Origin of the sequence: Georgenia sp. M64, from assembly GCF_038049925.1 — a bacterium.
Taxonomy (GTDB): domain Bacteria; phylum Actinomycetota; class Actinomycetes; order Actinomycetales; family Actinomycetaceae; genus Georgenia.
The window spans coordinates 3,058,990-3,072,397 of sequence record NZ_CP145809.1 but is presented as its reverse complement, the minus strand read 5'-3'; the positions used below and the strand labels follow the sequence as shown (position 1 = coordinate 3,072,397).

At 75.7% G+C, this 13,408-nt stretch carries 11 protein-coding genes; 6 read left to right on the top strand and 5 right to left on the bottom strand.

Annotation, left to right across the window (positions count from 1 at the left end; all coding sequences use genetic code 11):
* Positions 1 to 446 precede the first annotated feature (446 nt).
* The 4 genes from AAEM63_RS13755 to AAEM63_RS13740 all read left to right on the top strand — a co-directional run bounded on the left by AAEM63_RS13755 (position 447) and on the right by AAEM63_RS13740 (position 7,339).
* Positions 447 to 692 carry a WhiB family transcriptional regulator gene (locus tag AAEM63_RS13755; protein ID WP_341361379.1) on the top strand — a complete coding sequence of 82 codons (246 nt, stop codon included), beginning with the start codon at positions 447 to 449 and terminating at the stop codon, positions 690 to 692.
* A gap of 64 nt (positions 693 to 756) precedes the next feature.
* On the top strand, positions 757 to 4,299 hold the full coding sequence (locus AAEM63_RS13750) for a glycosyltransferase (RefSeq protein ID WP_341358812.1): 3,543 nt from the start codon (positions 757 to 759) through the stop codon (positions 4,297 to 4,299).
* Positions 4,299 to 6,185: a DUF5719 family protein gene (locus tag AAEM63_RS13745; RefSeq protein WP_341358811.1), complete on the top strand. Its 1,887-nt coding sequence runs from the start codon at positions 4,299 to 4,301 to the stop codon at positions 6,183 to 6,185. The genes AAEM63_RS13750 and AAEM63_RS13745 overlap by 1 nt, the downstream gene beginning before the upstream one ends.
* Before the next feature lie 50 nt (positions 6,186 to 6,235).
* Positions 6,236 to 7,339: an iron-containing alcohol dehydrogenase gene (locus AAEM63_RS13740; protein WP_341358810.1), complete on the top strand. Its 1,104-nt coding sequence runs from the start codon at positions 6,236 to 6,238 to the stop codon at positions 7,337 to 7,339.
* 94 nt (positions 7,340 to 7,433) lie between these two features.
* Here AAEM63_RS13740 and AAEM63_RS13735 read toward each other — a convergent pair whose 3' ends face one another.
* Entirely contained in the window at positions 7,434 to 7,895 is a 462-nt protein-coding gene (locus AAEM63_RS13735; protein WP_341358809.1) for a metallopeptidase family protein, read from the bottom strand.
* A gap of 63 nt (positions 7,896 to 7,958) precedes the next feature.
* Between AAEM63_RS13735 and AAEM63_RS13730 the strand changes: the two genes are divergently transcribed.
* Entirely contained in the window at positions 7,959 to 8,369 is a 411-nt protein-coding gene (locus AAEM63_RS13730; RefSeq protein WP_341358808.1) for a DUF3499 domain-containing protein, read from the top strand.
* A 108-nt stretch (positions 8,370 to 8,477) separates the two neighbouring features.
* Entirely contained in the window at positions 8,478 to 8,693 is a 216-nt protein-coding gene (locus tag AAEM63_RS13725; protein ID WP_341358807.1) for a hypothetical protein, read from the top strand.
* Positions 8,694 to 8,796: 103 nt separating this feature from the next.
* On the opposite strand, the gene AAEM63_RS13720 is transcribed toward AAEM63_RS13725, so the two are convergent.
* The 4 genes from AAEM63_RS13720 to AAEM63_RS13705 all read right to left on the bottom strand — a co-directional run bounded on the left by AAEM63_RS13720 (position 8,797) and on the right by AAEM63_RS13705 (position 13,171).
* Positions 8,797 to 9,753: a type IV toxin-antitoxin system AbiEi family antitoxin domain-containing protein gene (locus AAEM63_RS13720; protein WP_341358806.1), complete on the bottom strand. Its 957-nt coding sequence runs from the start codon at positions 9,751 to 9,753 to the stop codon at positions 8,797 to 8,799.
* 325 nt (positions 9,754 to 10,078) lie between these two features.
* Positions 10,079 to 10,996 (bottom strand): glycine betaine ABC transporter substrate-binding protein, encoded by a 918-nt coding sequence (locus tag AAEM63_RS13715; RefSeq protein ID WP_341358805.1) that lies wholly within the window; start codon positions 10,994 to 10,996, stop codon positions 10,079 to 10,081.
* Between the two features lie 121 nt (positions 10,997 to 11,117).
* Positions 11,118 to 11,978: an ABC transporter permease subunit gene (locus AAEM63_RS13710; RefSeq protein ID WP_341358804.1), complete on the bottom strand. Its 861-nt coding sequence runs from the start codon at positions 11,976 to 11,978 to the stop codon at positions 11,118 to 11,120.
* On the bottom strand, positions 11,975 to 13,171 hold the full coding sequence (locus AAEM63_RS13705) for a glycine betaine/L-proline ABC transporter ATP-binding protein (protein WP_341358803.1): 1,197 nt from the start codon (positions 13,169 to 13,171) through the stop codon (positions 11,975 to 11,977). The genes AAEM63_RS13710 and AAEM63_RS13705 overlap by 4 nt, the downstream gene beginning before the upstream one ends.
* Positions 13,172 to 13,408: the final 237 nt, after the last annotated feature.

Genomic DNA, 13,408 nt, shown 5'->3' with positions numbered 1-13,408 from the left:
ACGCGAGTCTTCTCGCGGCCAGGAGCGAGCGATCACCCGGTGTGCCGGTTGCGTGCGAGGACCCGGTGCGCCGCATCGAGCGAACGATCCCTCGGTAGCCGAGTGAGAGTGGTGTGCAGTGATCATTCGACGACGGAGTGATCGTTCGGTGACGAAGGGATCGTTCGGTGACGAAGGGAGCACTCGCAGCCGGGTTCACCCCATGCGGCCGGGCCCTCGGTCCCACGACACGCCGCGCGACACGCCGTTACCACGATTTCTGGGGACCCGCAGCCGCGATCAATAGCACTTTTTCGCTTGACTTCAGGGGATGACACGCGTGTAATTCGGGGTACAACATCCGCTGGCGAGAAGGGGGAACGGCCGTGTGGAACATTCTCGGTGATGGTCCGCTGACCTCGGGTATCGCAGCTGAGGAGCGGACGGACGGCGACGTCCTCCACCTCCTGGTCGACGACGCCCCCGACGAGGGTGCACTCGCCTGGCAGGACCGGGCGCTGTGCGCGCAGACCGACCCCGAGGCGTTCTTCCCCGAGAAGGGTGGCTCCACCCGGGAGGCCAAGCGGGTGTGCACGTCCTGCGACGTCCGGGCCGAGTGCCTGGAGTACGCGCTGGCCAACGACGAGCGCTTCGGCATCTGGGGCGGGCTGTCCGAGCGGGAGCGTCGCAGGCTCAAGCGCCGTGCCGTCTGACCCGGCCGCCTGATCCGTGGCGGTACCGCACCACCAGGCCCGTCGACCCGCCACCCTCGCCGTGGTGGTCAGCGCCGGCGTCTCCGTCTACCTGCCCCGCACGCTCGCCGCGGTCGCGGGGCAGACCCATGCCCCCGACGTCGTCCTCGTCGTCGACGTGGGCGCCCCGGGGCGTGACCTCGGCACCGGGATCCCCGTGCACGAGGCGGTCACCGACGCCGGGCTGGAGGCCGTCACGCGGGTCCGCGTGGTGCGCGCCCCGGAGGCGACGACGTTCGGCGAGGCGGTCCGCCTGGGGCTCGTCGCCTACCGCGAGCTCGTCGAGCGCGCGGCTCGCCGCGCCCGTCGAAGGGGCTGGGACGGCGGCCTGAGCGGGCAGGGCACCCTCGCTCCCGGCGGTCCGTGGGCCGGCGTGACCGGCGAGCTCAACCCCGTCACCACCGGTGAGATCCGGGCGGTGGGGGAGGGCCGGGCCGACACCGCGGCGGCCGCCGACTGGCTCTGGCTCCTCCACGACGACTCCGCGCCCGAGCCGGCCGCGCTGGACCAGCTCCTGCACGCCGCCGAGTCCGGGCGCTCGGTCGCCATCGCCGGCGCCAAGCAGCGCGACTGGGCCGAGCCCGACCGGCTCCTCGAGGTGGGCGTGCGCGCCACCCGCACCGCCCGGCGCGTCTCGGACATCGAGCCCGGGGAGATCGACCAGGGCCAGCACGACGACCGGGAGGACGTCCTGGCGGTGGGCCTCGCCGGCGCACTCGTGCGGTCGGACGTGTGGGAGGAGCTCGGCGGCCCCGACCCGGTGCTCGGTCCCTTCGGGGACGGCCTGGACCTCTCGCGCCGCGCGCGCCTGGCCCGCCATCGCGTCGTGGTGGTCCCGACGGCGGTGGTCCACCACGCGCGGGCGTCGTTCCTCGGCCTGCGCGGTGACGGCGGTCCGACGTCTCCTGACCGGCCCGACCCGCGACGCTCGTTCCTGGCCCGCCGCCGGGCCCAGCTCCACAACGCCCTCGTCGCCGCGCCGGGGCCCGCGGTGCCGTTCCTCCTCCTCGGCCTCGTCACCCTCGCCCCGCTGCGCGCGCTGTGGCGCATCGCGACGAAGGAGCTCGGGCTGGCAGCCGCCGAGATCGGCGCCGCGCTCGCCGTCCTCGCCGCGCCCGGCGCGCTGTGGCGTGCGCGCCGCAACGCCGCCCGGACCCGGCGCCTGTCCCCCCGGGCCCTCGCGCCGCTGCAGGCCACCGGCGCGGACATCCGCCGGACCAAGCGGGACGTGCGCCGGCAGGCGACGGCCGCGCGCCGCGCCGCCCAGGCGCCGAGCGAGCTGGAGATCGCCGAACGGGCGGCCCTGGCCCGTCGGCGCCGCGTGGTCGGCGGCGTCGTCGCCGCCCTGCTCGCCGTGGTCGCGATCGTCACGTTCCTGCCGGTCGTGCAGGGCGGGGCGCTCACCGGCGGGGCGCTCCTGCCGGCCGACGCCCGGCTCGGCGACCTGTGGGGCGCGGCCCGCAACGGCTGGGTCCCGGGCGGGAACGGTACGCCCGGGCCGCCGGACCCGCTGTGGCAGGTCCTCGCCGTCCTCCAGCTCCCGTTCGCCGCGTTCGGCGCCACCACGTCGGTCCTCCTCTCCGTCCTCGTGCTCCTGGCGCTGCCGCTCGCCGGTGCGGGGGCGTGGTTCGCCGCCGGGGCCGCCACCCGCGCCGTCGCCCTGCGGGCGTGGGCCGCCGCCGGCTGGGCGCTCGCCCCGCCCCTGCTCCTCGCGGTCGGCCAGGGCCGGGTGGGTGCCCTGCTGGCCCACCTCGCCCTGCCCTGGGTGGCGCTCGGCGTCGCCCGCGCCGTGGGGGTCAACCGGCGCGACGTCGTCCTGCCCGGCCTCGTCGGCGCGCGCCGGGTGGTGCCGGTCGCGGCGCGGGCGACGGGCGACGAGCCCGAGCCGCGCGTCCTGGCCGGACCGCCCGAGGCCGGCGTCGTCGCCCGACGCTCGGCCGCGGGCTCGGTCGCGGCCGCCGCCGGCGCGTCGCTCGCCCTGGCGGTCGCGGCCGCCGGTGCCCCGGTCCTGCTGCCCACGTCCCTCCTCGCGCTGGCCGTGGTCGCCGTGGTCGTCCCACGGCGCCGCCTCCTGGTCCTCGCGGTCCCGCTGCCGGCGCTCGTGCTCCTGGCCCCCACCGTCGTGGCGGCGCTGTCCGACGTCACCGGTGGCTCCTGGCGGCTGCTCGTCTCGGACCCGGGCCCTGCCTGGTCCGCCGGGCCGGCGCCGGCCTGGCTCGGGGTGCTCGGCTGGCCCGTGCGCCCACCGGCGTTCCCCGGTCTCGGCGACGACGGCGTCGCAGGCTTCCTCGCCGCGTGGGGGCTGCTCGCCGGCGGCGCGGTCCTCGCCGTCCTGGCCCTGGTCGCGCTCGTCCGTGGCACGGCCCGCGCGCGCGCCGTGCGGGCCGGCTGGCTCCTCGTCGTCGCCGGGCTCGGTGTCGCGGTGCTCTCGGCGCGCACCGACGTCGCGGTCGGCGCCTCCCTCGACGGCTCCGCCGAGATCGTGACGGGGTGGCCGGGCACGGGCCTGTCCCTCGTGGTCCTCGGGATGCTGCTCGCCGCGGTGGCGGGCGCGGACGGCCTGCGCACCACGCTGGCCGGGCGGAGCTTCGGCTGGCGCCAGGTCGCCGCCGCGGCCCTCACCGTGCTGGCCGTCCTCGGTCCGCTGGCCACGGTCGGCGGCTGGCTGGTGGCCGTCCGAGCCGGTCTCGGCGAGCCCACCACCCTCCTCGCGGTGACGGCCCGTACCGCGGACCCCGTTCCCGCCGTCGCCGCGGAGATGCAGCGCTCCGGGCAGCGTTCACGGGTCCTGGCCCTCGTCCCGACCGCCGACGGCGGCTTGCGGGCCGAGCTGTGGCGCGGACCTGGGCCCCAGCTCGTCGAGACCTCCTCCGCCGCGGACCTGCGCGAGCTCGCCGCGGTCCGGACCGACGCCGGGTCCGCCGCCGACGCAGCGTCGGGCCCCGACGCTGCTGACACCGCCCTCGCCGCGGCCGTCGCCGCACTCGCGGCCGGGGCCGCCGACGACATCGGTCCGGCCCTCGGTGAGCACGCCGTCGGCGTCGTCGTCGTCCCGCCGGAGGCAAGCTACGTCCCTCCTGGCACCGAGCCCACGGCCGCGGCGCGGACCGAGCTGGTCGCGCGGCTGGACGCCACCGCAGGCCTGGAACGGGTGACCGAGAACGCCGCCGGTGTGGTGTGGCGCGTCTCGACCGACGCGGCGCGCTCGGGCGCCGCCGAGTCCGTGGCCCGCGCGCGGGTCGTCGATGCCGACGGCGCCTGGGTCCAGGACGTCGACGCCGGGGTGGTCAAGGTCGGGGCCGAGCTGCCCTCGGGCCCCGAGGGCCGCCGTCTCGTGCTGGCCGAGCGGGCCGACACCGGCTGGCAGGCCTGGTACGACGGACGGCCGCTGCGCGCGACGACGGACGGCTGGCGCCAGGCGTTCGAGCTGCCCGCGCACACCGGCACGCTCACGGTCGGGTACGTCACCCCCCTCGGCGGGTTCTGGACCTGGGCCCAGGGCATCGTGATCGGGCTGACCGCCCTGCTCGCGCTGCCCGTGCGACGGCGACGAGGGGAGTTCGACTGATGGCCGGCGACGAGCGTGACCAGGAGCGGCAGCAGCCCGAGGAGGCCGCGACGTCGCGCGACGACTCCGAGGTGACGACCGGGCCGGGGACGCCCGAGCGGTCCACGGCCACCGGGAGGTCCGCCGAGAAGACCGATGCCCAGGAGGTCGACGCCCAGGAGGTCGACGCCCAGGTGACCGACGCCGAGCGGACACCTGCCGAGCAGACCGACGACGAGCCGGCCGGTGCCGCCCCGGCACCCGCTGCCGTCGACACCTCGCAGAGCGCCGACGACGTCGGTCCCGCACAGGGTTCCGAGGATGTCGGTCTCGCACAGGGCTCCGCGGAGGCCGGCCCCTCGGAGGCCTCGGCCGCGAAGCCGGCCCCGAGGTTCTCCGCGCCGCGGGTGCTGCGGGTGGTCGGGCTGACGGCCTCCGCCCTCGCGCTCGTGGGCGCGGCCGCCGGGATCGTCGTCCTCGGTGACCGTGCCGACGGGGCGCCGACGGCCGCCGTCGACGTGCCGGTCGTCGCCGTACCGCCGGGCACGGTCACCCAGGTGTGCGCCGGGCCGCCGGAGCTGACCACGGGCGAGGGCATGGCCGTCGACCCCGACGTCGACCCCTCCGACGTCGTGCCCGAGACCGTGCTGGACGTCCTGTCGCTCCCGCGCGGCGACACTGCGGCCGGCGAGGCGACCTACGCGCCCCTGGACGGGGAGGAGGTTGGCCTGGAACGCACCGGAGCGGTCCGCCGCCTCGAGGTCACCGACCCGCCGGGCTCGGGGGTGCTCCGCGCCCGCCCGGCCGGAACCACCACCGCGCTGGTGGCCGGGGCCACGCTCACCCGCACCGACGCCGGCGACCTGCGCGGCCTCGTCGCGACGCCCTGTCTCGCTCCCGCCACCACGTCGTGGCTCGTCGGCGGCGCGACCGAGCTGGGGCAGAGCTCGGCGCTCGTCCTCACCAACAGCGGCGAGACGCCGGCCACGGTCGACGCCACGCTCTGGACGTCCCTGGGTCTGGCGGACGCGCCGCGCCTGCGCGGCGTCACGGTCGCCCCCGGGGAGCGCACCACGATCCTGCTCGAGGGCGTCGCGTCGGCCGACCCGGCCCTCGCGCTGCGGGTCGAGGCCGCCGGCGGCGAGGTGACCGCGAGCGTCCAGGACCTCCGTCTCGACGGGATCATCCCCGCCGGCATCGACACCGTCACCCCGGGTGCGGCGCCCGCCCTGCGGACGGTCGTCCCCGGCGTGGTCCTCGACGGTGCCGCCCCCGGGGCGGCCGCGACGTCCGCGGTCCGCCTGGTCAACCCCGGCGACGAGACCGCGACCGCGAGCGTCCTGCTCCTCGGCGAGGACGGCGCCCTCCAGGTGCCCGGCGCCGACGCGGTGGTGCTCGACCCGGGTGCGGTGCTCGACCTCTCCCTCGACGGCATCGAGGGCGGGGTCTACGCCGTCGAGATCGACTCCGACGTTCCCGTCACCGGGGCTGTCGTGCTCGCCCGGACCGGCACGGCCGGGGACCTCGACCCCGACACCGCACCCGTGGACCGCGCGTGGACGGCGTCGTCGGAGCTCCTCACCTCCGCGGTGCTGCCGCTGCCGGGCCTGAGCAGCCTGGCCGGGCCGGCCACGGTCACCCTCACCAACCCCGGCGAGGACGACGTCGACGTCGAGCTGAGACCGGTCGGCGGTGACGACGGCGAGGTGCGCGAGGTGACGGTGCCGGCCCGGTCCACGACCGCGACCGAGCTCGACGACGGCGTCGCGGTGGTCATGTCGGCGGACGCGGGCGTCGCCGCCGCGGTGGTCCTCACGGCGGAGTCCGCCGACGGTGAGCTCATCACCGTGCTGCCCGCCTCGCCGGACCCGCACACGGCCCGCTCGGTGCGCGTCGACGTGCGCTAACGTCGGTCGGGAGGGCCCCGGCCCGCGGGCCCGGACGTCGGGGGTGAGCTGTGCGGTTCCGGTACGAGACCAGGCCCGCCCGGGTCGTGTTCGGCCGGGGCGCCGTGCGCACCGCGCTCGTCGGCGAGATCGAGCACCTGGGCGTGCAGCGCGTGCTCGTGGTCACCGACCGGGCCCACGAGGCGACCGCGCGCGAGGTCACCGCCGGTTTCGCCGACGCCGTCGTCGGCCGGTTCGCCGGGGCCGAGCCGCACGTGCCGCTCGCCGTCGCGATGCGCGCGGTCACCCTGGCCCGGGACCTGCGCGCCGACGGCGTCCTCACCCTCGGTGACGGCGCCGCGACCGGCACGGGCAAGATCGTGGCCCGGGAGACCCGGCTGCCGATCCTCGCCGTGCCCACCGGCTACCCCGCCACCGAGCTGACGCCGGTGTGGGTGACGACGTCGGCGGGCCGCCGGGAGAGCGGCACCGACCCAGGTGTGCTGCCCCGCTCCGTGGTGCTCGACCCCGACCTCACCGACGCCCAGCCGTGGACGGCGGCGGTCGGGGCGGGGCTGACCGCCGTGGCGCAGGCCGTCGAGGCGCACTGGGCGCCGGGCGCCAACCCCGTGAGCTCGGTCCTGGCCGACGAGGCGGTCTCCGCGCTCGCCGCCGGGCTGCGGGGACGGGCCGCGGCCCCGCACGGCCGGGAGCCGGAGGACGAGGTGGCCGACCCGGTCGGCACGTGGGCCGGGACGTCCCAGGAGGCGGGGGAGCAGCTCCTCTACGGCACGTTCGTCGCGGCGACGGTGAGGTCGGTGACCGGCACGGGACTGCACCACCGGATCTGCCACCTGCTGGCGGGCACGTTCGACCTCCCGCCGGAGCAGCTCCACGCCGTCGTCCTGCCGCACGTCCTGGCGTTCAACGCCCCGGCGGTCCCCGCGGCGGCTGCGCGGGTGGCGCGGGCGCTCGGCGCCGACCACCCGGTGCTGGGCCTGCGGGGCCTGTGCGCGGAGGTCGGTGCGCCCCGTGGGCTGGTGGAGCTGGGCATGCGCCGCGACCAGCTGGAGGAGGCGATCATCCGGCTCTGCGCCGCCCTCCCGCTCCCCAACCCGCGGCCGGTGGGCACGGCCGACGTGCGTGAGCTGCTCACCGCGGCCTACGGCGGGTAGCCCGGGCCGGAGCGGCGCTCCAGGCGCGCCGCCGTGCTCGTGACCGCGACGCGGCTCGAGAGCACCTCGTCCGCGGCGATCGGACGGCGCTGGCTCAGTCCTCTCGTGGGTACTCCGGGTCGATCTCCTCCGGTGCCCGGCCCAGCATCCCGGCCACCTGCTCGACGAGGACGACCCGGACGAGCTGGTCGAGCTCCTCGGTGTCCTCGCAGCGGCCGAGAACGGGGCGACGGTAGACCACGACGCGGTGGCTCAGCCCGGCTGCGGGGTCCGCCGGGAAGTACCGTCCCAGCGCCACGGTGCGGTGCTCCCACGGTGCCGGGTCGGACGGCGGAACCTCCTCGACGGCGAACTCCACGCCCTTGAGCTGCTTGGCCCAGCGGCGCTCGAGCCGCTCCACGTTGCGGATGACGACGTCGTCGAAACGGTCCGCGCGGGTCCGCCAGGCGGGCAGCGTGGGGGGCATGAGCGGCCCCCGCAGGCCGCGTCCGTGCCGGTCCCGCCGGTGGGCGCCGCGGCGCGGGGGGATGCCGGGCACCGGGACCAGTGAGCTCACACGGACGAGCGTAACGGCGTGGACGGTTCGGCCCGCCGTCGTGAGGCGGTAACGTCGCCTGCTGTGAGAGCCGTCCGCCAGTGCACCAGGTCCGCGTGCGACCGTTCGGCGGTCGCCACCCTCACGTACGTCTACGCGGACTCCACCGCCGTCCTCGGGCCGCTGTCCACGAGCGCGGAGCCGCACGCCTACGACCTGTGCGACGCGCACGCCGGGCGCCTGACCGTGCCGCGCGGGTGGCAGGTGGTCCGGCTCGCGAGCGACTTCGTGCCCGCCGCCCCCTCCGAGGACGACCTCGTGGCGCTCGCGGACGCGGTCCGCGAGGCGTCGAGGACGGGCCCGCACCACACCAGGCCTGCGCAGCGCCCCGGGTCGGCGGTCCCCGCGCCCGTGACGCACCACCTGCCCCAGCCCGCCGACCACGAGATCGGTCGCCGCGGCCATCTCCGTGTCCTCCAGGGCGACGGCGAGTAGGCGTCGCGCCACCTCTCAGCGCACCACCCGCGGCCCCGGACGGCTCCGGCCCGCGCCGTGCCGCCCGGCCGTATCCTGGACCGACCGCCCGACGAAGGAGCTCCCGGCATGACCCACGCGACGATCGACCCCTGGGTGCGTCAGCTCCTGCGCTGCCCGGTGACCGGGGCCGAGCTGGTCGACGCGGTCGGCCCCGACGGCGAGCCCGAGCTCGTCTCGACCTCGGAGATCAACACGCTGGCCTACCCGGTCCGCGACGGCGTCCCGATCCTGCTCGAGTCCGAGGCCAGGGCGGTCAGTCCCCTCACGGACCAGGCCGACTGACGAGGTCGTCGTCGACCAGGCGGCGGCCCGGCGAGCACGTTGCGGGCGGCCGGGCCGCGAGAAGCCGAAGAGTCCGTCAGGCCCTGCCTGACGGACCTTTCGGCTAGACGCGCTGCTCGCCGACCATCGCGCAGACGGGAGAGCACGGCCGTGGTCGGTCGGCCCAGCCCAGCGAGATCAGCGCGAGGGCAACCTGGCGCGCGACCGCGCACGGTGCCAGCACGACGTGCCTCCACCGGTACCTCAGCGTGATCTCGCGGGTGGCGACGACGACGGCGTTGTCCCGCCAGACGTCTGTGTCCGTCCGTCCGTGCGGATGAGCCAGGCGCCCGTCCAGCTCGACCCGGAGGCCGAGACCGACGTAGCGGCAGTCCGCCCGGAGCCAGAGCCCGTCGAGGACCTCGCGGACCTGCAGTACCGCGCGGGGCAGCCCGTGGCGCCGGGCGAGAGCGTGATAGCGGTACTCGAGCGGGGACTCGATCCCGGCGTCCACCAGCGGGACGAGCTCCTCGACGAGCGCTCGGTGTCGGAGTCGTCCGCGGGCGCGCGCCGCCCGGCGGAGCTCCGCGAGGTCGACGTTGTGCTGAGCGGCCGCACAGACCAGGGCCACGACGTCGTCGGGCCGGCTCGTGGTCTCCGCGACGAGGTCCAGGACGGTGGAGATCGGTGAGGTCACGCGCAGGCGACCCCACGACTGTGGCGGATCGTCCCGGTGGTGGATGCTCAGGCCGGGCTGGCGACGGACTCGCCGCGTCGAGGGAACACTGACGTGGACCGTGCTGCCAGGCTCAGGGAGCAGCTGGTGGTGGAACGCCGCCGACACGTGGCTCAGCGCTGCACCGTTGCCCGCGTAGAGCAGCGCGGCACGCGCGCGCGACCGCCAGGGCACGGCACCGGTGTGGACGAGGTACACCCCGGGATGGATCCGGAGCCAGCGGCCGGAGGTGACGCGCCGGCTCATCCAGTCGGGGGTGGCGCCGAGCTCGATGAGCTGGCGCCTGGAGAGCACGGCGTCCTGGCGTCGGGCGAGACGATCGATGGCGTCGAGGTCGGCGTTCACGGGGTAACCATCCCGTGGTGGGGGTGCCCACCAGGGCGGCCGGGGCGCGGCTGGGGATATCGGTGCCTTCAGGTGCCGGCGGTGGAGGGCCTGGCATCGCTGGTTGGTCCGCCTCGGTCGTGGTGCGACCCGTCGGTGGCCACGACGCAGAAAGTTCTGTACGGATAATCCGTACAGAACTTTCTGCGTCGTGCCGGACCGGGCCCCGAGCCAGGCCAGAGCCAGGTCGGGACCGGGCCGCGGCCGGAGCCAGAGCCAGGGCGCGCCGGAACGGCCAGGGCGCGCCGGACCGGGGCCAGGCCGGGCCGGTGCCCGGGCAGCGTCGTCAGCCGGTGATGCCCTCGACGAGGTCGGGGTTCTCCTCGAGCCAGGCCTCGACCGCGGCGTCGTTGTCCTCGCCGCCCATCTCGTTGAACATGAGGTTCTCGAGGGAGAACAGCTGCTCGTCGGTGAGGGTGAAGCCCTCGATCCAGTCCGCGACGTCGGGGTGGTCCTCGGAGAAGCCCGAGGTCCCCATGACCTTGATCTCCTCGGCGTCGCCGAGGGTGCCCTCGGGGTCCTCGAGGTCGCGGATCGGGTAGGCGTCGTACGCCCAGTGCGGACGCCACAGCGTGACGGCGATGTTCTCGCCGGCCGCGGTGGCGGAGTCGAGCTCGGCCAGCATGGCCGGGGTCGAGGAGATGAGGTACTCCATGTCCTCCAGGCCGTAGGTCGGGATGACGGCCTCCTGGGTGGTCTTGGTCAGACCGGCGCCCGCCTCGATGCCCACGAGCCGGTTGTCGAACGCGTCGGCGTTCTCGGCGAGCTGGTCGAGGGAGTCGACCGGGGCGTCCTCGTTCACCGCGATGGTGAGCTTGGCGTCGTCGTACCAGGTGCCGAGCTCCTCGAGCTGGTCGCCGTACTGCTCCATGTAGGAGGCGTGCGTCAGGGGCAGCCAGGTGTCGAAGTTGAGGTCGTAGTCGCCCTCGGCGAGGGCGGTGAACACCACGCCGGCGTCGGCGGTCTCGAGGGTGACCTCGTGGCCCTCGCTCTCGAGGATGTTCTTCCACAGGTGGGAGACGGCGATGCCCTCGTCCCAGCCGGAGTGGACCCCGATGGTGATGGGGCCGGCGTCCGACCCGCTCCCGGTGGCGTCGTCGGCGGCGGTCCCCGCGTCGGCCCCGCCGCATGCGGCGAGGGTGAGCGCGAGGGCGGTGCCGGTCGCGATGGCGGCGCCGCGACGGCGCGTGGTCATGGTCATCATCGTGTTTCCTTCCTTGAGCGCTGGTGCGCTCGAGTGGGGGTCTCGTGGGCGGGTCCGGGGAGGATCCGCGAGGTGTGCGGCGTGCCGGCCTGCGGGCCTGCAGCCCGGGCGGCTCGCGCGGTCAGGCGGCGGCGCGGACCTTGAGGGCCCGCGCGACGGGGGAGCGGTCGCCCAGGGCGGCGGTGACGCGGTCGAGGTACATGGCCAGGACGACGACGGACAGCCCGGCCTCGAAGCCCAGGCCGATGTCGACCCGCTGGAGGGCCTGGACGACGTCCTGGCCCAGCCCTGCCGCGCCGACCATCCCGGAGATGACGACCATCGACAGCGCCAGCATGATCACCTGGTTGACGCCGGCCATGATGGTCGGCAGGGCGAGCGGGAGCTGGACCTGGCGCAGGATGCGCCCCGGCGTCGCGCCGAAGGCGTGGCCGGCCTCGACCACCTCGCCGTCGACCTGCCGGATGCCGAGCTCGGTGAACCGCACGCCCGGCGCGAGGGCGAAGATGATCGTGGCCACCAGGCCGGGGACCACCCCGACGCGGAAGAGCACCACGGCGGGGATGAGGTAGACGAATGCCGGCATGGTCTGCATGAAGTCCAGCACGGGGCGCACGGCGGCAGAGACCCGCGCGTTGCGTGCGGCCCAGATCCCCACCGGGATGCCGACGGCGAGGGCGATGACGCTGGCGACGAGCACCAGGGCCAGCGACGCCATGGCGTTGTCCCACTGGTCCACCCCGCGGATCACGGCGAACCCGAGGAGGCTGCCGACGGCGAGGCGCCAGCCCTTCGCGGCGAACGCCGCCGCGGCGAGGACGACGGCCACCACCAGGAACGGGGGTGTGGCCAGGACGGGGAAGACGAGGTCGTAAGACCCCCGCAGGAGGGCGCCGAGCAGGTCGAAGACGGCGCCGAGGGCGGAGGTCAGCCAGCCGACGAAGGAGTCGGCCCAGTCGCCGAGCGGGATGCGGTAGGTCATCGGGTGGCTCCTTCGGTCGCGGGGGACGGTGCCATCGCCTCGAGCAGCGCCACGCGAGGCACCACGCCCTGGAGCCGGTTCTGCTCGTCGACGACGGCCAGGGGCAGCCGCGCCTCGGCCGCCGGGGCGAACATCTCCGCCAGCGGGGCGTCGGGCCCCACGGCGGAGGAGTCCGGGTGGACGAGCCCGTCGAGGCTCTCCCGGCCCTCCCGGTGGGCGACGAGCAGCTCGTCGTCGTAGACCGACCCGTGCAGGACCCGGCGCCGGTCGAGGACGTAGGCGGCGGAGACCTGCGCCTCGCGCAGTGCCCGCAGCGCCACGGACGGTCCGCCCGACAGCGGGACCGTGACGACCGGCCGGGTCATGAGCGAGCTGGCGGTCAGGACGCGGGAGCGGTCGACGTCGGCGACGAACTGCGCGACGTACTCGTCGGCGGGAGAGTTGAGGATCGCCTCCGCGGTGCCGATCTGGACGATGCGGCCGTCCCGCATGACGGCGATCCGGTCACCGAGGTACATGGCCTCGTTGAGGTCGTGCGTGATGAAGACGATCGTCTTGCCCAGGTTCGCCTGGAGCTCGACGAGCTGGTCCTGCATCTCGCGGCGGATGAGCGGGTCGAGGGCGGAGAACGCCTCGTCCATGAGGAGGATGTCGGTGTCGGCGGCCAGGGCCCGGGCGAGGCCGACGCGCTGGCGCATGCCGCCGGAGAGCTGGGACGGCAGGGAGTCCTCCCAGCCGGCCAGGCCCGTCATGGCGAGCGCCTCGGCGGCCTTCTCTCGCCGGCTCGCCCGGTCCACGCCCTGGATCTCCAGGGGGTAGGCGGCGTTGTCCAGCACGGTGCGGTGGGGCAGCAGCGCGAAGTGCTGGAAGACCATCGACACCTTTCGCCGGCGGATCTCGCGCAGCTCGGCGGGGGCGATGCCGGAGATGTCGCGGCCGTCGACGGAGATCGTGCCCGCCGTGGGGGCGAGGAGCCCGTTGAGCATCCGGATGAGGGTCGACTTGCCCGACCCGGACAGCCCCATGACGACGAACGTCTCGCCGCGGCGGACCTCGAAGCTGGCGTCGACGACGGCGGCCGTGCCCAGGGGGCGGACGTCCTCGCGGCTGTGTCCCTCCTCCAGCCGTCGGACGGCCTCGGTGGGCCGTCGGCCGAAGACCTTGTAGACGTGCTCGGCGTGGATGGCGCTCACGCTCACCTCGTTCTTCCTCCGGCGTGGACGGCGCCTGAGCGTCGTCCACGCGTGATGACGGCGCCCGGACCGGGCGCCGTCGTTGCTGTCCTGCGTGCTGTCCCGACCGTCCGGCGGGCGGGTCGCGACCCATCGGCCACAGCCACCGCGACCCATCGGCCACAGCCACCGCGACCCGTCGGCCGCGCAGCGGCGTCCGGAGGACGAGGCGACCGGCCACCGCACGAGACGTCCCGG